This window comes from Marinospirillum sp. (assembly GCF_044810985.1).
GTDB lineage: Bacteria > Pseudomonadota > Gammaproteobacteria > Pseudomonadales > Halomonadaceae > Marinospirillum.
Genome location: NZ_CP085242.1, coordinates 1246301 through 1265920, shown reverse-complemented (window position 1 = coordinate 1265920; position 19620 = coordinate 1246301). Strand labels below are relative to the sequence as shown.

Genomic DNA, 19620 nt, shown 5'->3' with positions numbered 1-19620 from the left:
TGATTCAGTTCAGCTTGTTTCCAGTTGTATGTTTTGAAGAAAACTGGAATTCTGACCAAATGACCTATTATGTTCATCCAGCAGCAAAAGCCGGGTTTCTGGACTCAGTCTGTTATATAAGCTGTCTGTCAGTGTGTATAATGTGTATCAATGAACAGTAAAGACATCATCAAGAAACTGAAGGCAGAAGGCTGGGTGCTCCATCATGTGAAGGGTGATCATCATCAGTTTAAGCATCCTGCTCGTGCCACGAAGGTTACTGTTCCTCATCCTAAAAAAGACCTGCCTATAGGGACTGTTCGCAGCATCTATCGTCAGGCAGGCTGGGAGTGGAGGTAATATGAGATACCCAATTGTCATTCATAAAGACAACGACACCGATTATGGCGTTACAGTGCCCGATGTAGCAGGCTGTTTTTCGGCAGGTGATACTCTGGAAGAAGCTATTGAAATGGCTCGTGAAGCAATCGAGTGCCATTTAGAGGGGATGCTCATGGATGGTGAGGCAATTCCTGTGCCTTCTTCAATAGAAACTCACCATCAGAACGAAGAATATGCTGGTGGTATCTGGGCTTTGGTTGATATTGATCTATCAAAGCTTTCCGTGAAATCCAGGCGCGTGAATATCACGATTCCTGAACGTCTGTTAAGTACTGTTGATCACTATGCCAAAAGTCATGGTGAGTCGCGTTCAGGCTTGTTGGCTCAAGCCGTGACTGAGTATATGGCAGCCCATCGGTAAACTGCCAAGAAACTTCCTGAAGTGCCAGAAGCAGAGGTGAGATATCAGTGTGGAGCAGCTCGTCCAGGGCTGCAGGAGGGGAATCATGAAACCAAAAATCAGTATTATCACGCTGGGTGTGGATGACCTTGAGAGGGCCACTCGTTTCTATGCCGAAGGTCTCGGTCTGCCAAAGCATGACTTTGACGGCGGGAACATATCCTTTTTCAGTCTGGAAGGAACCTGGTTAGCGCTCTACCCGCGGGAGGAATTGGCCAAGGATATCGGGGTTGCAGCTTCTACTCAGGCTGGTTTCTCTGGCATTACTCTTGCCCACAATGTTACAAGCAAGTCAGAAGTTGATGCCGTTCTTCGTCAGGCAGTGTCTGCAGGAGCGGAACTGGTCAAACCGGCAGAAGAGGTTTTCTGGGGCGGTTACTCCGGTTACTTTCAAGATCCTGAAGGTCATTACTGGGAAGTGGCCTACAACCCTTATCAGGATCTGACGTAATTGGGTTGACCCTTGGCCATTCCACTTCAATTCTGGTTTTCCTGGTAATGAAACCTGCTCGTTAATGCTGGTCGTAGTGCCCACCAATGGCAAAAATATAAATGGATTTGTCGTCATATCGGTATATGAGCCTGTCCTTCTGGGAGATGCGTCTTGACCACAAGCCTGATAGGTTGTGTTTAAGTTGTTCGGGTTTCCCGGTGCCTGTTGATAGGTCGTCAGAGCGGAGCATTTCTTTCAGCAATTTGCAGAGTGCTTTGTGCAGCTTTTTGTCTTTTTCTCGCATCCTTTCGTAGGCTTCCCAGGTACTGCCCTCAAATACCAGTGATCTCATTCATCTGCTCATCAGTGGGTGTGTAGCCTTGGCCGCGGTTGTGAGTATCGAGGGATGTCGCGATCTGTTGCATCAGGTCTCGGTTCTGAAGAACATGCAGGGTTTCCTGTTCTCTTTCCCAGTCCTCAGCACTCATAACCACGAAAGCTTCTCCGGCCCGACGTGTCACCTTGAGGGGTTCATGTCTGCTGATAACCTGTTCGACAAGGCTTTTTAGATTGTCTCTGAATTTGTTTACACTGATTATATCCATGGCCCCACCTTTGCGTACGGAAACTCCGTACAACTATAGCGTAATAGCCCTGACAAGGCCAGTTCCAGAAGGGGGAGTAATCGCTCGCGGAGCGAGCTCCTACAGAAGTTTCTATCAGGTGAGTAAGGTGATAGCCAGGTTAACTGAACCCTTGAGAATTTGCTGAGGTTGTTTGTAGGAGTCTGCTCTGCAGGCGAGGGTTTCAGGATTACTGAACCGATTACCACTCCATAAAAAAAGATACCATAATATCCAAAATTCGATTATATGGTCTATAATGGTTATTATTGTATCCATTCAGGGTATCTTGTATGAATCGTCTCCAGCTCTTGTCACCTGCTGATCTGCAGGAAGGTTTAGCCGACTACCTGCATGCGCAACGCAAAAAACAAAAGTTGTCCCGCGCTGCTTTGGCGGAGCGCTCTGGTGTTCCTGCGCCCACCCTGAAGAAGTTCGAGCTCACCGGCCAGATTTCGCTGAGGCAGTTTTTATTGCTTTGGCAGTGCCTGGATGATTTGGGGCGTTTGCAGGGTTTGACTCAGTCTGTACCTGAAGAAAAAGCCGAGCCTAAAACCATCGATGAGGTACTGAACTCATGAGCTTTGCACCTGTAAAGAAGCTTGAAGTCTGGCGTACTTTAAGCAATGTAGAGCAGGTGCTGGTTGGTTGGCTGGCACAGAATGCTCAAGGGGTTTATTTCCAGTATGCAGATGATTATCTGAAGAACTTTTCCAACTTGTCTCCCTTTGGGCTGAATTTTGATTCCAGCTTACAAAAAGCACCGGCTGACCCCCATCAGGGCTTGCCTGGTGTTTTTGCCGACTCCCTCCCTGATGGCTGGGGCAACCTGTTGATGGATCGTGTTTTTCGTCAAGAGGGCATCTTGCCGGCTCAGGTCACTGCCATGGATCGTCTGGCTTTTGTCGGAGAGCGAGGCATGGGTGCTTTAAGTTACGGGCCGGTATCGAGTTTCTACCGGGAATCCAAAGAAGCCATTCATCTTCATCAGTTGGGTGAGCAAGCCCGGGCTTTGTTTGAAGGCCAGACTCAGGAAGTACTCCGTTCACTGGTTGCCGCAGGCAGTTCTGGCGGTGCGCGACCTAAAGCCCAGGTTTATTGTTCACCGGGCCAGTTACAATCCTGCCGGACCTATCCTGAATCCGGTGATGAGGCCTGGTTGGTCAAATTCACCTCTCAACACCTGGCGCTGGGGCATGAAGAGGGCCTGTGTGAAGCGGCCTATTTAACCCTGGCAGAAAAAGCCGGCTTGCAGGTGCCTGAGTGGCAGTTGATCAGCTTTGAAGATAAGGGCATTCAGCGCCACTGGCTGGCATTGAAACGTTTCGACTGGGTGGAAAAAGCAAAAGGCCCGGCTGGAAGGCTGCATATGCACACTGCCTGTGGTTTATTGGATGCTGATTTCCGAGTGCCCAGCCTGGATTATGAAGACTTGATTAAAGCCACCAGTCTGGTTTGTAAAAGCCCTGTGGCTGGACGTTTGCAATTTCAGCGCGCTCTTTTCAACCTCTTTGCCTGCAATCAGGATGATCACAGTAAAAACTGGGCTTTCCTGCAGGATGACTCAGGCCAGTGGTTACCTGCGCCTTTTTATGATGTCACCTTTAGTCCCCACCCCTATGGTGAACAGGCCACAGCCTTTTGCGGTTACGGCAAAAAGCCACCAATCAGTGCGATTCAGCGTTTGGCCAAGGCAGCCAGCTTTTCCAGTTGGAAAGAAGCCCAGAGAGAGATTGCAAAAGTGATTGAACCCCTGGCCGACTTTACAAATATTGCCGGGGAGTTGGGTGTCAGTAAAGAAACGACAGGCTTGATTGAAAAGCAGCTCAATGCCACCTGGCAGGATAATAAGGCATTGCTGAACTGATTGCGTAGAGTTCCTGCCACCTGCCAAGCCGGGTATAATCACTCCAGTTATTTTTTCTACTTTGAGGAGTTGTTATGCCTTCTTTTGATGTGGTTTCCGAGCTGGATAAGCACCAGGTGACCAATGCTGTGGATCAGGCCAATCGTCTGGTGGGTAACCGCTTTGATTTTAAAGGGGTGGATGCGCGTTTTGAGCAGTCCGGCGATAATGATGTCATTCTTCATGCTGAGGCGGAGTTTCAGGTGCAGCAGTTGCTGGATATTCTGCGCAATGAGCTGGTGCGCAAGGGCATTGATCTGGCTTGTCTGGAAGAAGGTGATGTTGTTGAAGCCAATAAAACCGCTCGTATGCCGGTCAAGCTGCGTGAAGGGATTGAAAGTGATCTGGCGAAGAAGATCGTCAAGATGATCAAGGATTCCAAAATCAAGGTGCAGGCTCAGATTCAGGGCGATCAGGTGCGGGTGACGGGCAAGAAGCGTGATGATCTGCAGCAGGTGATGGCTCTGCTCAAGGGTGCCGACCTGGATATGCCGTTGCAATTCAATAATTTTCGCGACTGATGCTGGTTGGAATTGGCACCGATCTGGCGCGTATCCAGCGTTTTTCGGATCTGCTGGAGCGCCGTGGGGAGGCCATCAGTCGACGCTTACTGACACCCTCCGAACAGGCTGGGCTGGCCAAAGCACCCAACCCCGGAGCTTTTCTGGCGAAGCGCTTTGCGGCCAAGGAGGCCTTGCTTAAGGCGCTGGGTACGGGTTTGCGTGACGGGCTGGGTTGGCAACAATTGGAAGTCAGCAATGATGAACTGGGCAAGCCGCTGATAAGCCTGTCGGGTCGGGCCGCGGAAATGGCGGCTGAAAAGGGAGTGGCCAGGGTTCACCTGTCTCTGAGTGATGAGCAGGAGCATGCCCTGGCCTTTGTGGTACTGGAAACCGCCTGAGCAGCCGCTTACCAGGTGCCGGTGTTGCCCATGCTGGCCCAGGGTTCCTGCGGGGGCAGGGGGTCACCCTTTTGCAGCAGCTCGATGGAGATTTTATCCGGGGTGCGGATAAAGGCCATGTGGCCATCCCGCGGTGGGCGCAGGATAGTGACTCCAGCTTTCTGCAGCTTTTCACACAGGGCGTAGATGTCTTCCACACGATAGGCCAGATGGCCGAAGTTGCGCCCGCCCTTGTATTCTTCCGGGTCCCAGTTGTAGGTGAGTTCAACCATGGGGGCCTTGTCTTCGCGTGCTCTGGCTTCATCATCCGGTGCTGCCAGAAAAACCAGGGTAAAACGCCCCTGGTCGTTATCCTTGCGGCTGATTTCCTTCAGTCCCAACAGATCACAAAAGAAGTGCAGGGTTTCATCCAGGTTGCTGACGCGCAGCATGGTGTGCAGGTATTGCATCTGTGCCTCGCTCTGCTTTTAGGGCTGAAAATCAGGAAGTTTTTTCTCGGCCAGCTTGTGCTTGAGCTCGACATACTGAGGCATGCCGTTTTTGTAGGGCGGGTAGTCTTCACCCTGAATCAGGGGTTCCAGATAGTCCCGCCCCGCCTGGCTGATGCCGAAACCATCAGGGGTAATGTAGTCCCTGGGCATGAATTTTTCCACGTTGGCAATATCGGACAGGCAGGCTTCACCAATTTCCCAGCGGTAGGGTTCTTCACTGGCACGCACGATGGTGGGCATCACGGAGTTCTTGCCTTCCAGAGCCAGTTTGACGCCAGCTTCCCCAACAGCGTAGGCCTGGGCGACATCGGTGGCTGAGGCCAGGTGACGAGCCGAGCGCTGCAGGTAATCGGCCACTGCCCAGTGGTATTTGTAACCCAGATCCTGCTTGATCATACCGGCTACGGTGGGGGCCACGCCGCCCAATTGCTTGTGACCGAAAGCATCGGTGGTGCCGGCATCCGCCAGGAAGGTGCCATCGGCATAGCGCGCACCTTCGGAAATCACGATCACGCAGTAGCCGTATTTTTTCACACAGTCATCAACGCGAGCCATGACGGTGGCACGATCAAAAGGAATTTCCGGGAAGATGATCAGATGCGGCGCATCGCCTTCCTTCTGACCGGCCAGGCCACCGGCTGCGGCAATCCAACCGGCATGACGGCCCATGACTTCCAGAATGAAAACCTTGGTGGAAGTGGCGCACATGGATTCAATATCCAGGGCTGCTTCGCGGGTGGAGACGGCTATGTACTTGGCCACAGAACCAAAGCCGGGGCAGTTGTCGGTGACGGGCAGGTCGTTGTCCACTGTTTTGGGAATGTGGACAGCTTTCAGGGGGTAGTTCATGGATTCGGCCAGTTGCGCCACTTTCAGGCAGGTATCAGCGGAATCGTTGCCCCCGTTGTAGAAAAAGTAACCGATGTTGTGGGCCTTGAAGACTTCAATCAGGCGCTCATACTGGCTGCGGTGGGTTTCGATGTCTTTCAGTTTGTAGCGGCAGGAGCCAAAAGCACCGCCGGGGGTATGGCGCAACTCCTGGACGGTGGTATCGGACAGGGCTGAAGTATCAATCAGTTCTTCGGTCAAAGCACCGAGAATACCATTGCGACCGGCATAAACAGTACCTATCTGATCGTCATGCTTACGGGCTGTTTCAATGACGCCGCAAGCACTGGCGTTGATGACTGAGGTGACACCGCCGGATTGGGCATAAAAGGCGTTTTGCTTCGCCATAGGAAATAAAGCTCCTGCTGGGTTGATGATTGCTGCAAGGCAGCAATTGCGAAAAAATTCTTGGCATTTTAACGGATTCTGCCCCGCTCTGCATGGCCTCTTTGTGACCGGTCACCCGTATTTGATTTCTGCATGCTAAACTGCCTGCTTTTATGCTGGGTCTGAGGAGTTTTTGCGATTATGCATCTGCATTTTCTGGGTATTTGCGGAACCTTTATGGGTTCACTGGCGATTCTGGCCAGGGAAGCCGGCCATGAGGTCAGTGGTTCGGATCGCCAGGTTTATCCGCCCATGAGTGACCAGCTGGCTGCAGCCGGTATCCAGCTTCACCAGGGGTTTGATTATGATCCCCAGGATTTTCAGCCGGATCGGGTGATCGTCGGGAATGTCATGCGCCGGGGTCTGCCCTGCGTGGAAGCCCTGCTCAATTCGAGCTTACCTTATACTTCCGGCCCGCAATGGCTGCATGATGAAGTGTTGCGCGGCCGCCAGGCCGAGCCCCGCTGGGTGCTGGCGGTGGCGGGCACTCACGGCAAAACCACCACGGCCTCCATGCTGGCCTGGTTGCTGGAAGCTGCCGGAATGCAGCCGGGTTTTCTGATTGGTGGCGTGCCGGGCAATTTTCCGGTTTCGGCGCGTTTGGGGGCCAGTCCTTTTTTTGTGATTGAAGCCGATGAATACGATACGGCTTTTTTCGACAAGCGTTCCAAATTTGTTCATTACGCCCCCCGCACCCTGGTGATGAATAATCTCGAATTCGATCACGCCGATATTTTTGCCGACCTGGCCGCGATCCAGACTCAGTTTCATCACCTGCTGCGCATCCTGCCGGAGCAGGGAAAAGTGATTTATCCGGCGGGTGATGCCGCCTTGCAGCAAGTCTTGGCACGCGGTTGCTGGAGTGAGTCGGAAAGCCTGGGTTTGCAAAAAGGAGATTGGCAGGCTGAAAAGCTGGCAGCGGATGCCTCGCACTTTCTGGTTTCTTTGCAGGGTGAAAAGTTGGGTGAAGTGCGTTGGAATTTGACGGGCGATCACAATATTTACAATGCTTTGGCGGCTTTGGCAGCGGCCCGGCATGTCGGGGTTCGGCCCCAGGCTGCTCTGGCTTCCCTGGCTGAATTCAAGGGCGTCAAACGGCGCATGGAAAAGCTGGGTGAGGTGGGCGGTATTCAGGTGTTTGATGATTTTGCCCATCATCCCACAGCCATAGCCACCACTTTGCAGGGCATCCGGCCACGTTGCCAGGGGCGATTGCTGGCGGTGATCGAGCCACGTTCCAACACCATGCAGCTGGGCACGCTGCGGTCTGCACTGGTCGAGAGTGTGAAGGCTGCCGATCAGGTCTTCTGGTTTCAGGGCAAGGAGATGAGTTGGTCGCCCGCCGAGCTGAATTCAGGCGAGAACTTTACCGACCTGGAGGCGCTTTGCCAGGCTGTGGCGAAAGAGGCCAAGGCCGGTGATTATCTGGTGCTGATGAGTAATGGCAGCTTTGGTGGCCTGCATCAAAAACTACTGGCCCGACTGGCCGAGGAGAACAGCTGATGGCAGTGGCTGAATCGACAAAAAGAGTAACCCTGGCTTTGACAGGAGCTTCCGGAGCCCAGTACGGATTGCGATTGCTGGAATGCCTGCTGGCCGCAGGCTGTACAGTGGATCTGATGATTTCCAAGGCTGCGCATCTGGTGATTGTCACCGAAACGAATGAAGATCTTCCCGCCAACCCGGAAAAATTGACGGCGCAATTGAGCGAGCGTTTTCAGCATTTGCCGGGTCAGGTTCGGGCTTTTGGTCGTGAAGACTGGTTTGCTCCGGCGGCTTCCGGTTCCGGAGCGGCTTCCAGCATGGTGATTTGTCCCTGCTCAGGCGGCACCCTCTCGGCGCTGGCAACCGGAGCAAGTAACAACCTGATTGAAAGAGCCGGGGATGTCGCCTTGAAGGAAAGACGGCAATTGATTCTGGTGCCCCGTGAAATGCCCTTGCATCAGGTGCACCTGGAACATCTGCTGAAACTCACGCAAATGGGTGCGGTAGTGATGCCCGCCTGCCCCGGTTTCTACCACCAGCCAAAGACGCTGGATGATCTGGTGGATTTTGTGGTGGCGCGGATACTGGATCACCTGGGCTTGCCGCAGGAGCTGGTTAAGCGCTGGGGGGAACGTTAAGGCGTGGGTGCCAACTGGTCATCAACCCTTTCACTGAGGGTGTGGTAACAGCTGTCACCAATGCGCTGCCAGAGGGCTTCGGATTTTTCGCCGGGCTGGAGAACCAGTGGGGTGATGGTGGTGTCCAGTGGGCCGAGTTCACAAATCACTTCATGCAGCAGGCGATGGTAAAGCCTTTCCCGCAGAACCAGAGCCCCATTGATGGTGGTGTTGGGCAGCAGCAGTAAGAGCGTGAGTTCATCCAGACGAAAAGCTTCATCACCGGTGCGGCAGGTGTTCAGCGTCAGTTGGCTGGTTTCCTGCAAAAAGGCATCGGCACTGGCTTGCCCCAGTTCCTCGCGCACCAGAGGGAACTGATGCAACTCGATGAGCAGCAAAGCCAGGGGGCGCTGGGTGGCGCGGGAGCGGGCGACTTCCGCATGCAGCCGGGACTGCAGGTGTTCAGCATTGAGCAGCCCGGTGACTGCATCCTGCCCGGTGAGTTTTTCCAGCTTGCGGGTTTTCAGGCGGCTGCTCAGGCCGTAAAGCCAGGCACTGGTCAACAACAGCAGATACTGCAGGCAAAAAATCAATTGATCGGCCAGCCCCAGACTGTCGAGACGCAGAACCAGCAGGCCTGATAAAAGCAGCAGACTTAATGCCAGTGAAGCCGTGTTGGGCAGCAAATAGAAAGCAATCAGGGGATAAAACAAACCGGCAAAATGCCAGTGGGTAAAACCGGACAGGGTTTCCGGCTGAATCAACAGGAAAACAGCCAGACAGATGAGGGCGGTGACTGCAGCCGGATCATAGGGTAAATGGCTGCTGGTTTGCCAGCGCAGCAGACCCAGGCCCAATAAAACCGGGGTCAGCAAGGCGGGCAATAAAATCGCTTGATAATAACCGGATAAATAAACCTGGGTGGCCAGCAGACCCATACCCAAACCCAGCACCAGATACAGGCTGGCTGTGACGCGTCTTTGTTGTTGACTGAACGCACGCCTCATGCACCTGGGTCCTTTTGATTTCCGGCCTGGACAGCGGCCAGAAGGCTGGTTGGCTGAGCATCCGGAGCGCAGTTGCAGGCATGGATACGGGCCCAGGGAAGTTCCGTTCCAACCTGCTCCTGGCGTACTTGAAGCTGGCTTTTATCCCCCAGTGGCAAAAGCACGATAAGAGCCTGGGTGGATAAACTGTAGATGCGCTCAAAAGGGGCAAAACACTGGCTCAGCTCAGTCAGCTGTTTTGTTGTCCAGGGCTGACCGGCTTCCTGTTCCAGTTGCAATAGTCCCAGGGCGGTTCCTTCGCGCTGAGCCCTCTGCTGTTCTTTGACCAGGTCGTCATGGAGTTGTCTGCGATTGAACAGACCGCTGTGCAGGTCGCGGTTGAGCCGGTTTTTCAGATTCTGCTGGCGCAACTGATGAGTGAAGCTGTAGACGGAGGTCATGAGGGTGACCAGCCAGAGGGCGGCAAGAAAAGTGACTCTCAGGCTGCCTTCAAGATGCAGCATGGCCAGAAGATTGGCAAGCAGAGCAAATCCCAGTACCAGTAACAGGGCCGGCCGAAAAGGCAACAGGCTGAAAGCCAGGTACGGAAAAGCCAGGTGCAGGCTCAGTTGGGTCAGGGAAAGATAGTGTTCCGGTGTAATCAGTAACACCAGGGTAACCAGGGTATAAAGAAAAAAAGCCAGAAGGGTTAAGGTTTGGCGCTTGTCACTGGATAAAAGGGGATCGGGCAGCAGGTGAACTAGAAGTACCAGGCAGCCGGAAAGGTAAACCAGAGCCAGCAGCTGATCGCCAGTATAGAAATACCAGGCTGAAAACAAGGCAAAAAAACTGCCTGCCAGCAATTGGCACCAGGTCAGTGTGCGTATGGACTCCAGTAGTCCCATAGCTGGAAAAACCTTAAGTTAAGTTATCTCGCCTTGCCCGGGGCAGGGTGATGGAATAAAGCTGTCTAAATGCCTCACTGGCTGACTTGACCCTCCCTTGGCGATGGTATTGTAACTCAATGTTATCCTGCAAGGAACCTTAGAGCAAATAATAGATGTCTAAAATTGTCGCAGGGGATCAGAAGCCTTTTTGCAATACTAGGGTAAAGCCTTCGACTTGCGTATAATGCCAAGGGGTTCACATCTTATAAAAGAAACATCCATCAAAAAGAGATGAATGATGAACATTGCTGACTATATGCAGAAACTTGGCCGCGATGCACGTCAGGCCTCACGGTTGGTGGCGGCAGCGACCACTGCAACCAAAAACAAAGCGCTTCTGGCCACAGCCGAGGCCCTGAACACTCAGCGCGAGCAATTGCTGGAAGCCAATGCCCTGGATATGCGGGCCGGTGCCGCCAAGCAACTGGATTCAGCCCTGCTGGATCGCCTGGAGCTGACGCCTGCACGGGTGGAGGCCATGATTGAAGGTTTGCAGCAGGTGGCTGCCTTGCCCGATCCTGTGGGTGCCATCACCGACATGAATTACCGCCCTAGTGGTATTCAGGTGGGTAAAATGCGGGTGCCTCTGGGGGTGATTGGCATTATTTATGAATCCCGCCCTAATGTGACGGTTGAAGCAGCCAGCCTTTGCCTGAAATCCGGCAATGCCGCCATTTTACGGGGTGGCTCTGAAGCTCTGCATTCCAATCAGGCCATTGCAGCCTGTTTAAAAGAAGGCCTGAAGGCTGCCGGTTTGCCGACCGAAGCCGTACAGGTGGTGGATACCACGGATCGTGAAGCGGTTGGCCAGTTGATCACCCTGAGTGAATACGTGGACGTGATAGTGCCTCGGGGTGGCAAGGGTCTGATTGAGCGCATCAGCGAAGAAGCCCGTATTCCGGTGATCAAGCACCTGGACGGTGTCTGTCATGTCTATATCGATCAGCAGGCTGATCCGGACAAGGCTCAGGCGATTGCCATCAATGCCAAGACGCATCGCTATGGCACCTGCAACACCATGGAAACGCTACTGATTCACGAAAATCAGGCCGCCAGCCTTCTGCCTCTGCTGGCCGAAGCCTATGCTGAAAAAGGTGTTGAGCTGCGGGGTTGTTCGCGTTCGCGTTTACTGGTGCCCGGCATGCAGGCGGCCATTGATTCCGACTGGTCAACCGAGTATCTGGCTCCGGTTCTGGCGGTTCGTGTCGTGGATTCCCTGGATGCGGCCATTGAGCACATCAACCAGTATGGTTCCCATCATACCGATGCCATCGTGACCGAAAACTACACTCGCGCACGGCGCTTTCTGAATGAAGTGGATTCCAGCTCGGTCATGATCAATGCCTCCACCCGTTTTGCGGATGGCTTTGAATATGGTCTGGGTGCCGAGATCGGTATCTCCACGGACAAGATTCATGCCCGTGGCCCCGTGGGTCTGGAAGGCCTGACTTCACAGAAATACGTTGTCTTTGGTGATGGTCATATCCGCCAGTAATCCGCCTTTAACGGACACTCAAAAACTGGTTCTTATGTATGGGGGCACCTTTGACCCCATACACAACGGCCATCTGCGCTCGGCCCTGGAACTCACCCAGGTGCTGCCGGTGATGAAGGTGCACCTGATTCCCTGTCAGTTGCCACCGCATCGCGGCCAGCCGGGTGCCAGCCCGCAGGATCGTCTGGCCATGCTGCGCCTGGCCGTTGACCCTGAACCCCTGCTGCAGGCGGATGATCGGGAACTGCAGCGCCCCGGCCCTTCCTGGTCGATTGACACTCTGGCCGAGTTGCGCAAGGAATATGGGCCGGAGCAACCCATGGCCATGGTGCTGGGCTGGGATGCCTTTCTGGGTTTACCCACCTGGTCACGCAAGGAGCGCTTGCTGGAAATGGCGCATCTGATCGTGATCGCCCGGCCCGGGCAGGAAAAGCCTGCTTCCCAGGAGTTGCTGAATTTGCTGTCCAGAAATGAAGTGCGTGCCGGTGAGGCCCTGAACAGTCAACCGGCCGGACGCATTCTGCGTCTGGCGTTACCCAGTGCCATGCAGGTGTCCGCCACTTATATACGTCGGCTGTTGGCTCAGCAGACTTCGGTGCGTTACCTTCTGCCGGATGCAGTGATAGACTATCTGCTCAGCCAGGGGCTTTATTGCCCATCCCATGATTCTGAACAAGAGTAGCCATGCAAGTTGAACAATTGAAACACCTGGTGCTGAACGCACTGGAAGATCTGAAAGCCAGGGACGTGCTGGAGCTGGATGTTCGCGAAGCCAGCAGTGTGACGGATTTCATGGTACTGGCCACCGGTACGTCATCGCGCCAGGTCAGTGCCCTGGCCTCTAACCTGGTCAGCTCCCTCAAGGAGACCGGAGTCACGCCTCTGAGCATTGAAGGTCAGGATGCCGGAGAATGGGTGCTGGTGGATCTGGGTGATCTGCTGGTGCACATCATGCAGGAACAGACCCGGGCCTTTTATGATCTGGAAAAACTCTGGGGAGACTTCTCCCTGGTTGAAGATCAGGTCGGGTCTTGAAAATACGTATTCTTGCGGTCGGGCAGAAGATGCCCGGCTGGGTTGAGGAAGGTGTGAAAGAATACCTGCGTCGTTTGCCTGCTGACTTCCGTGTGGTTTTTGAAGAAATTCCCCTGGGACAGCGCCGCCCCGGCAGTGATTTGCAAAAGGCCCTGGCGAAAGAGTCGGATGCGATGCTGGCACGTCTGAAAGGCAAGGAAAAAGTCATTGCCCTGGATGTCAAAGGCAAAGCCTGGAGCAGTGAACAACTCTCCAGCCAGGCAGAAGACTGGCGGATGGACGGGCGGGATGTTGCCCTGCTGATCGGTGGCCCCGACGGCCTCTCTGCAGAATGCCTGGCCCAGGCCGAACAACGCTGGTCACTGTCACCCCTGACTCTGCCCCACCCGCTGGTCAGAGTGCTGCTGGCCGAACAGCTCTATCGTGCCTGGACGCTTTTGTCTGGGCACCCTTATCATCGTTGAGTTGCCATGAAAGAGTTTCGCCGACAGATCAAAGACCCTGAAAAGGAAAATCGCATTTTCCAGTTTCGTGCCCGCTTGCTGCTGATTCTGGTTTTCATCCTGATGGCTCTCCTGTTCACTCGCATGGCCTACCTTCAGGTGCTGCAATACGACCAGCATGTCAGCCGTTCGGAGCGCAATCGCACTACAGTTGAAGCCATTCCGCCCACCCGTGGCCTGATATTTGACCGTGAAGGTCACCTGCTCGCGGACAACCTGCCCAGCCACAGTCTGACTTTGACCCGTGAGTTGGCCGGTGATGTGCAGGAGGTGGTCGGGCGTATCTGCAATCTGCTGGAAATGGGGGAAGGTTGTGTAGAAGCCCTGACTGAACGCAGTCGGCACCGCCGCCGCCCTTTTGAGCCGGCCCTGCTGGTTGATCAGCTGACCGAAGAACAGATTGCCAAGCTGGCGGTCAACCGCTACCTGCTGCCCGGTGTCGAGGTTTCCGCCCAGCTGCTGCGCCATTACCCGGATGGAGAAGCCATCTCCCATGCCTTGGGTTATGTCGGGCGCATCAGTGAAAAGGATGTGGAAAAACTCGATCAACGTGCCTATTCCGGCACCCACTACATCGGCAAAACAGGCATTGAAGCCCAGTACGAACACCTGCTGCACGGTGAAGTTGGCTATCGGCGCGTGGAAACCAATGCCCGGGGTCGGGTGATCCGGGTGGTGGAATCCGAGCCGCCCAGTCCGGGAGCCGATTTGACTCTGCATCTGGACAGCGACCTGCAAAGAGTGGCCTATGAAACCCTGCGAGGCCGCAAGGCGGGTTTGGTGGCCATAGAGCCTGAAACCGGAGGTATTCTTGCTCTGGTGAGTTCGCCGGGTTTTGATCCCAATGTGTTTGTCGGCAGCCTGGATGGACAGGCATTTGGTTATCTGCGCGATGACCCGGATTTACCCCTGTTTGATCGGGCCAGCCGCGGTCAGTATGCTCCCGGCTCTTCCATCAAGCCCTTTATGGGGCTGGCTGGGCTGGAACTGGGTGTGATCGACAAGGACATGGAAATGCACGACCCCGGCTATTTCCAGCTTCCCAATGATGATCGTCTGTACCGCAACTGGAAGCGCCAGGGGCACGGCACGGTGGATCTGAAACGCTCCATTGCAGTGTCCAATAACACCTTTTTTTACAGCCTCTCCTATGAGTTGGGGATCGATCGCATTTCCCCCTATATGAGGCAATTCGGTTTTGGTCAGGAAACCTCGCTGGATATCCAGGGGGCCAGAGATGGTCTGATGCCCAGCCGGGACTGGAAGAGAGAAGAGTACCGTCAGCCCTGGTTCCCCGGTGAAACTCTGAGTACCGGTATAGGCCAGGGCTACTGGTTGACCACCCCGTTGCAACTGGCGACGGCCACCTCCCTGCTGGCCAACCGCGGCCACTGGGTTCAGCCGCGGCTACTCAAGGACAGTGAGCCTGAAAGCCTGGTTCCCGATGTGATGGGGGATAAGAAGCCGGTGCCCGTCATGGATGCTTCCAACTGGGAATATGTTCATGAGGCCATGCAGGAAGTGCTGCACGGTCATGAAGGCACCGCAAGGGCTGCCGGGAAGGGAGCGGACTACAGGATTGCCGGTAAAACCGGGACTTCACAGGTTTTCACCCTCAGCCAGGATGATAAACAGGATCGCACTGAAATCATTCCTGAACACCTGCGTAATCACGCTGTTTTTATGGGATTTGCACCGGCAGACAATCCCCAGATTGCTCTGGCGGTGATCGTGGAAAATGCCGAGGCTGGGGGCAGTCAGGTGGCCGCACCCATTGCCCGCGAGGTTTTTGATGCTTACCTGACCCCTGAGCGGCTGGCAGAACTGGAGGCCAAAAATGCCCCGTGATTTTCAATGGAAGTTACCCGGTGCCCATCTGCATCTGAAAAAGAAAGAAGGCTGGATGACGCGCATTCATCTGGATGGCTGGCTGCTTCTGGCGCTTCTGGTTTTGATGAGTTGTGGATTGTTGATTCTCTACAGTGCCACCGGCAGCAACCTTGATGTTACTCTGTCTCAGGCATATCGCCTGCTTTTTGCGCTGGGGGTCATGCTGGTGGTGGCCCAGGTGCCGCCCCGCTATATGCTGCGTTGGGCCCTGCCGGTATATGCAGTGGGTGTGATTGCCCTGGTTGCCGTGCTTTTTCTGGGAACGGATGCCAAGGGGGCTCAACGCTGGCTGGCTCTGGGCGGTTTGCGCTTTCAACCTTCCGAAGCCATGAAGCTGGCTTTGCCCCTGATGCTGGCGGCCTATTTGTCCAGACGCCATTTGCCGCCTGGCTTGAAACACCTTTTTATTGCCTTGGGTGTGCTGATTGTCCCGGTGTTGCTGATTGCACGTCAGCCTGATCTGGGCACTTCGCTTCTGGTTGCTTCGGCCGGTCTGGTGGTGCTGTTTCTGGCTGGCCTGAGCTGGAAGATTATTTTCTCCTTTTTTACGCTGGTAATTGCTGCCTTGCCTGCCTTCTGGTGGATGCTGCACGACTATCAGCGCAATCGGGTTTTGACCTTTCTGCATCCCGAAAACGATCCCCTGGGAACTGGATGGAATATTATCCAGTCCAAGACAGCCATAGGTTCAGGCGGATTGGAAGGGAAAGGCTGGTTTCAGGGAACCCAGTCACGCCTGGAATTTTTGCCTGAGCGCCACACGGACTTCATTATTGCGGTTCTTGCCGAAGAGGCCGGTTTGATCGGCGTGACCCTGCTGCTGGCTTTGTATCTCCTGATTATCTGGCGGGGGATGTTGATTGCAGCTAATGCTGTGGGTACTTTCAGCCGCTTGTTGGCTTCCTCGATTGTTTTTACGTTTTTTGTGTATGTTTTTGTTAATATAGGTATGGTCAGTGGTTTGCTGCCCGTAGTTGGTGTTCCTCTGCCTCTGGTCAGTTATGGGGGTACGTCCAGCCTGACCCTGATGGCAGGGTTTGGTGTCCTGATGTCCATTCACACTCACAACAGCTTGCTGAACCGCTAACAGGCTGAGGAGCTGTAAGATGTACTTGGTGTATAAAATTTATTCAACTCTGGGGCTGGCTTTTTTGCTGCTTGCTTCCAGCCAGGTTGCTGCCAGCTTTTATAATCCCGATCAGCGCCGGGATGTTGAGGCTTTTATTACCGAATTGGTTGAGGACAACAACTTTGATCGCCAGGAGCTGGACGAGCTGTTCAGCCAGGCTGAGCTGCGTCAGGATATTCAAGAGCTGATGTCGCGCCCTGCAGAAAGAAGGCTGGCCTGGCATGAGTACCGCAAGATTTTTATCACACCGGAGCGCATCCAGGCGGGCAAGGAGTTTATGCAGGAATATGCAGGCACTTTGCAGCGCGCTGAAGGTGAAATGGGAGTTGCTTCCGAAGTCATTGCCGCCATTATCGGGATTGAGACCTATTATGGCCGCATCAAGGGGCGTCATAGAGTCATTGATGCCCTGGCGACGCTCAGTTTTGATTATCCCGAAGGCACGCCCAGTGACCGCTCTGCCTTTTTCCGTCGTCAACTGGTGGAGTTTCTCAACCTGACGCGTCAGCAGGGGCTGAACCCCAGGCTGCCCATGGGGTCTTATGCCGGTGCCATGGGTTATCCGCAGTTTATCCCCACCAGCTATCGGGATTTTGCCGTGGATTTCAGCGGTGACGGTTTCATTGATATCTGGACCAACCCCATTGATGCCATCGGCTCGGTGGCCAACTATTTCAAGGAGCATGGCTGGCAAACCGATGCTCCAATTCTGACCCCTGCCCGGTTGGAGGGTGAAGGTGAACAGCTGGATGGTTTGCGTAAAAACCGTTTTGACCGTCTGCCCCTGTCGGAAGTGGAAGCCGCTGGCTTGATTCCTGAAGAGCGTCAGGGCCTGAAAGACTCGACTCAGGTGATCCCCATGGCCTTCAAACTGGAAGAAGGTGAACAATTTGTGATCGGTTTGCCTAACTTTTATGTGATTACCCGTTATAATCACAGCCGTATGTATGCCCTGGCTGTTTACGAGCTGGCAGAAGCCCTACGTGATACAAATTAGGAACAGCAAAAAAATGCACAGGTATCTGCACCTAGGTATTTTGCTTTTGCCCCTGGTTATTTTGAGCGGCTGCTCCGTTGGGGGTGGCGGTGGGGTTTTTGGTGCCCATAGTCCCGGGCAGGGGGGTGGCTACACCCTTCAGGACAAGATTGTCAGTTCCGGAAACGGGCGCTATAAGCAGCGTATTGACAGCATGCCGGCCAATCCCCCGGATGTATCCCGGATTCCTGATGCAGAACCCGTACCGGTGGAAAGAAGTCGCCGTGGCAATTCTTCCACCTATACGGTGTTTGGGCGCACCTATCGGGTTCTGGGTTCCAGCCGTGGATTTACCCAGACCGGCATGGCCTCCTGGTACGGCAACAAGTTTCATGGTCATGAAACCTCGAATGGCGAAGTCTATGACATGTTTGCCATGACGGCGGCCCACACCAGCCTTCCGCTGCCTACTTTTGTGCGGGTCACCAATCTGGCCAATAACCGCCAGGTGATCGTCCGGGTGAATGATCGTGGCCCTTTTGTGGGCAATCGCATTATTGATCTTTCCTATGCAGCCGCCCATCGGCTGGATATGCTGGACAAGGGAACGGCCCGCGTGCGGCTTGAAGCCATTGATCCGGTACAATGGCAGGCCAGAAACAAGCGCTCCTCCAAGCAACTGGCAAAAAGCAGTAATAACCAGGTCTTCCTGCAAGTGGGAGCCCTGGGGAATGCCGAAGCTGCCGAACGTTTGCAGAGCCGGGCCAGAGAACTGACCCAGGCTCCGGTTCGCGTGGTTTCCGGGCAAGCATTGTATCGTGTACAGGTTGGCCCTCTGGAAGAAGCCTCGGCTGAAGCAGCCATTCGCAAGCTGGAAGCTTCAGAGCTGGGCCGCCCTTTTCGGATACGTCAGTAAATTCAGTAATCGAGTAGCCATTGATGTTCTCTAAAAGCTTTAAATCAGTATTTTCCTCTGCAAATACCGGTCTGCCATTGAGTTTGAGCGGGCTGTTGCTGGCCTGCTTGTTGAGTCTGCCGCTGCAGGCTCAGGTGATGATTCCGGCACCGCCACAACTGGCTGCTGAAGCCTGGGTTTTAATGGATGCGCACAGCGGCAAGGTGCTGGCCTCCAAAAATGCCAATACCCAACTACCTCCCGCCAGCCTGACCAAGATGATGACCAGCTACCTGCTGGAATACGAGATTAACCGGGGCAATGTCAGCACCAGTGATATGGTGCCTGTCAGCGTCAAGGCCTGGCGTATGCCCGGATCTCGGATGTTTATTCAAGAGGGTACTCTGGTCTCCCTGGGTGACCTTCTTCAGGGCATAGTGGTGCAATCCGGTAATGATGCCTCGGTGGCTGTTGCCGAATACCTCGCCGGAAGTGAAGAAGCCTTTGCTGATCTGATGAATCAGCATTCCCGGCGCATCGGTATGACTTCCACCCAGTTCAAAAATGCCACTGGCTTGCCGGAAGAAGGTCACTACTCGACCGCTATGGATATGGCCACTCTGGCCCGGGAAAAAATCATCAATTACCCGGAACACTATTCCCTGTATTCCCAGAGAGAATTCACCTACAACAATATCCGCCAGAATAATCGCAACACCCTGCTCTGGAGTGACTCCAGCGTGGACGGCCTGAAAACCGGACACACAGATGCAGCGGGTTATTGTCTGGCTGCCTCGGCAGTACGCAATGATATGCGCCTGATCTCCGTGGTGCTGGGCGCACGCAGTGAAGAAGGCCGCGCTCAGGAAAGCCAGAAACTGCTGACTTACGGTTTCCGCTATTTTGAAACGCCCAAACTTTATGAGCGCTATGAGGTGCTGGATTCGGTTCGAGTCTGGCAGGGTGTGCAGGATGAATTACAATTGGGGCTGGAGAATGAACTTTTTGCCACTCTGCCCAGAGGCGAGCAAAACAACCTGGAGGCTGAGGTTAATGTTCACGCTACCATCAAGGCACCGGTCAGGGCCGGCCAGGAACTGGGCACCCTGATCATACGCCTGGGCGAGGAAGTGGTCGCGCAAAAGCCTCTGGTTGCCCTGGAAAACATTGACGAAGCCGGTTTCTTCAAACGCCTTTGGCACAGCCTCTTGATGTTTGTGATCGGTTTGTTCAGCTAACTTTGCTGGGTTAT

At 54.2% G+C, this 19620-nt stretch carries 24 protein-coding genes; 18 read left to right on the top strand and 6 right to left on the bottom strand.

Annotation, left to right across the window (positions count from 1 at the left end; genetic code table 11):
- The first annotated feature begins 150 nt into the window (after positions 1-150).
- The 3 genes from LG323_RS06065 to LG323_RS06055 all read left to right on the top strand — a co-directional run bounded on the left by LG323_RS06065 (position 151) and on the right by LG323_RS06055 (position 1232).
- Entirely contained in the window at positions 151-339 is a 189-nt protein-coding gene (locus LG323_RS06065) for a type II toxin-antitoxin system HicA family toxin (protein WP_404419863.1), read from the top strand.
- A 1-nt stretch (position 340) separates the two neighbouring features.
- Positions 341-742 (top strand): type II toxin-antitoxin system HicB family antitoxin, encoded by a 402-nt coding sequence (locus tag LG323_RS06060; protein WP_404419862.1) that lies wholly within the window; start codon positions 341-343, stop codon positions 740-742.
- 85 nt (positions 743-827) lie between these two features.
- Positions 828-1232 carry a VOC family protein gene (locus LG323_RS06055; protein WP_404419861.1) on the top strand — a complete coding sequence of 135 codons (405 nt, stop codon included), beginning with the start codon at positions 828-830 and terminating at the stop codon, positions 1230-1232.
- 61 nt (positions 1233-1293) lie between these two features.
- On the opposite strand, the gene LG323_RS06050 is transcribed toward LG323_RS06055, so the two are convergent.
- Both LG323_RS06050 and LG323_RS06045 read right to left on the bottom strand, forming a co-directional pair.
- The gene (locus tag LG323_RS06050; protein ID WP_310696972.1) at positions 1294-1518 is read right to left on the bottom strand and encodes a Txe/YoeB family addiction module toxin; all 225 of its coding nucleotides are present in this window, start codon (positions 1516-1518) and stop codon (positions 1294-1296) included.
- 28 nt (positions 1519-1546) lie between these two features.
- Positions 1547-1819 (bottom strand): type II toxin-antitoxin system Phd/YefM family antitoxin, encoded by a 273-nt coding sequence (locus LG323_RS06045; protein WP_404419860.1) that lies wholly within the window; start codon positions 1817-1819, stop codon positions 1547-1549.
- 311 nt (positions 1820-2130) lie between these two features.
- Between LG323_RS06045 and LG323_RS06040 the strand changes: the two genes are divergently transcribed.
- The 4 genes from LG323_RS06040 (at position 2131) to acpS (ending at position 4644) form a co-directional block, all read left to right on the top strand.
- Positions 2131-2418, top strand: coding sequence for a transcriptional regulator (locus LG323_RS06040; RefSeq protein ID WP_404419859.1), 288 nt, complete (start codon positions 2131-2133; stop codon positions 2416-2418).
- A complete protein-coding gene (locus LG323_RS06035; RefSeq protein WP_404419858.1) occupies positions 2415-3704 on the top strand; it encodes a type II toxin-antitoxin system HipA family toxin in 1290 nt (429 codons plus the stop codon). Before LG323_RS06040 ends, LG323_RS06035 begins: the two co-directional genes overlap by 4 nt.
- Before the next feature lie 74 nt (positions 3705-3778).
- Positions 3779-4264, top strand: a complete 486-nt coding sequence (locus tag LG323_RS06030; protein WP_310696963.1) for a YajQ family cyclic di-GMP-binding protein — start codon at positions 3779-3781, stop codon at positions 4262-4264.
- Positions 4264-4644 carry a holo-ACP synthase gene (acpS, locus tag LG323_RS06025; RefSeq protein ID WP_404419857.1) on the top strand — a complete coding sequence of 127 codons (381 nt, stop codon included), beginning with the start codon at positions 4264-4266 and terminating at the stop codon, positions 4642-4644. The genes LG323_RS06030 and acpS overlap by 1 nt, the downstream gene beginning before the upstream one ends.
- A gap of 8 nt (positions 4645-4652) precedes the next feature.
- On the opposite strand, the gene LG323_RS06020 is transcribed toward acpS, so the two are convergent.
- The gene (locus tag LG323_RS06020) at positions 4653-5093 is read right to left on the bottom strand and encodes a VOC family protein (protein WP_310696961.1); all 441 of its coding nucleotides are present in this window, start codon (positions 5091-5093) and stop codon (positions 4653-4655) included.
- An 18-nt stretch (positions 5094-5111) separates the two neighbouring features.
- Complete coding sequence (locus tag LG323_RS06015; protein WP_310696960.1) at positions 5112-6371, bottom strand: 6-phosphofructokinase; 1260 nt, start codon at positions 6369-6371, stop codon at positions 5112-5114.
- A gap of 180 nt (positions 6372-6551) precedes the next feature.
- Here LG323_RS06015 and mpl point away from each other — a divergent pair, with 180 nt between their 5' ends.
- Together mpl and LG323_RS06005 are read left to right on the top strand one after the other, a co-directional pair.
- Complete coding sequence (gene mpl / locus LG323_RS06010; RefSeq protein ID WP_404419856.1) at positions 6552-7913, top strand: UDP-N-acetylmuramate:L-alanyl-gamma-D-glutamyl-meso-diaminopimelate ligase; 1362 nt, start codon at positions 6552-6554, stop codon at positions 7911-7913.
- Positions 7913-8533 carry a flavin prenyltransferase UbiX gene (locus tag LG323_RS06005; protein ID WP_404419855.1) on the top strand — a complete coding sequence of 207 codons (621 nt, stop codon included), beginning with the start codon at positions 7913-7915 and terminating at the stop codon, positions 8531-8533. Before mpl ends, LG323_RS06005 begins: the two co-directional genes overlap by 1 nt.
- On the opposite strand, the gene LG323_RS06000 is transcribed toward LG323_RS06005, so the two are convergent.
- Positions 8530-9519, bottom strand: a complete 990-nt coding sequence (locus LG323_RS06000) for a GGDEF domain-containing protein (protein WP_404419854.1) — start codon at positions 9517-9519, stop codon at positions 8530-8532. The two genes, LG323_RS06005 and LG323_RS06000, sit on opposite strands and share 4 nt — an antisense overlap.
- Positions 9516-10403: a hypothetical protein gene (locus LG323_RS05995; protein WP_310696956.1), complete on the bottom strand. Its 888-nt coding sequence runs from the start codon at positions 10401-10403 to the stop codon at positions 9516-9518. Before LG323_RS05995 ends, LG323_RS06000 begins: the two co-directional genes overlap by 4 nt.
- Positions 10404-10683: 280 nt before the next feature.
- On the opposite strand from LG323_RS05995, the gene LG323_RS05990 reads away from it, so the two are divergent.
- From LG323_RS05990 to LG323_RS05950, 9 genes are all read left to right on the top strand, one after another.
- Positions 10684-11940: a glutamate-5-semialdehyde dehydrogenase gene (locus LG323_RS05990; protein ID WP_404420114.1), complete on the top strand. Its 1257-nt coding sequence runs from the start codon at positions 10684-10686 to the stop codon at positions 11938-11940.
- Positions 11921-12622 (top strand): nicotinate-nucleotide adenylyltransferase, encoded by a 702-nt coding sequence (gene nadD, locus LG323_RS05985; RefSeq protein ID WP_404420113.1) that lies wholly within the window; start codon positions 11921-11923, stop codon positions 12620-12622. Before LG323_RS05990 ends, nadD begins: the two co-directional genes overlap by 20 nt.
- Positions 12623-12624: 2 nt before the next feature.
- Complete coding sequence (gene rsfS / locus LG323_RS05980; RefSeq protein ID WP_404419853.1) at positions 12625-12975, top strand: ribosome silencing factor; 351 nt, start codon at positions 12625-12627, stop codon at positions 12973-12975.
- On the top strand, positions 12972-13439 hold the full coding sequence (gene rlmH / locus LG323_RS05975) for a 23S rRNA (pseudouridine(1915)-N(3))-methyltransferase RlmH (RefSeq protein ID WP_404419852.1): 468 nt from the start codon (positions 12972-12974) through the stop codon (positions 13437-13439). Before rsfS ends, rlmH begins: the two co-directional genes overlap by 4 nt.
- 6 nt (positions 13440-13445) lie before the next feature.
- Complete coding sequence (mrdA, locus tag LG323_RS05970) at positions 13446-15326, top strand: penicillin-binding protein 2 (protein ID WP_404419851.1); 1881 nt, start codon at positions 13446-13448, stop codon at positions 15324-15326.
- Positions 15316-16455 carry a rod shape-determining protein RodA gene (rodA, locus tag LG323_RS05965; protein ID WP_404419850.1) on the top strand — a complete coding sequence of 380 codons (1140 nt, stop codon included), beginning with the start codon at positions 15316-15318 and terminating at the stop codon, positions 16453-16455. The genes mrdA and rodA overlap by 11 nt, the downstream gene beginning before the upstream one ends.
- A gap of 19 nt (positions 16456-16474) precedes the next feature.
- Positions 16475-17494: a lytic murein transglycosylase B gene (gene mltB / locus LG323_RS05960; RefSeq protein ID WP_404419849.1), complete on the top strand. Its 1020-nt coding sequence runs from the start codon at positions 16475-16477 to the stop codon at positions 17492-17494.
- Between the two features lie 13 nt (positions 17495-17507).
- Positions 17508-18389 carry a septal ring lytic transglycosylase RlpA family protein gene (locus tag LG323_RS05955; RefSeq protein ID WP_404419848.1) on the top strand — a complete coding sequence of 294 codons (882 nt, stop codon included), beginning with the start codon at positions 17508-17510 and terminating at the stop codon, positions 18387-18389.
- 137 nt (positions 18390-18526) lie between these two features.
- Positions 18527-19606: a D-alanyl-D-alanine carboxypeptidase family protein gene (locus LG323_RS05950; RefSeq protein WP_404420112.1), complete on the top strand. Its 1080-nt coding sequence runs from the start codon at positions 18527-18529 to the stop codon at positions 19604-19606.
- Positions 19607-19620: the final 14 nt, after the last annotated feature.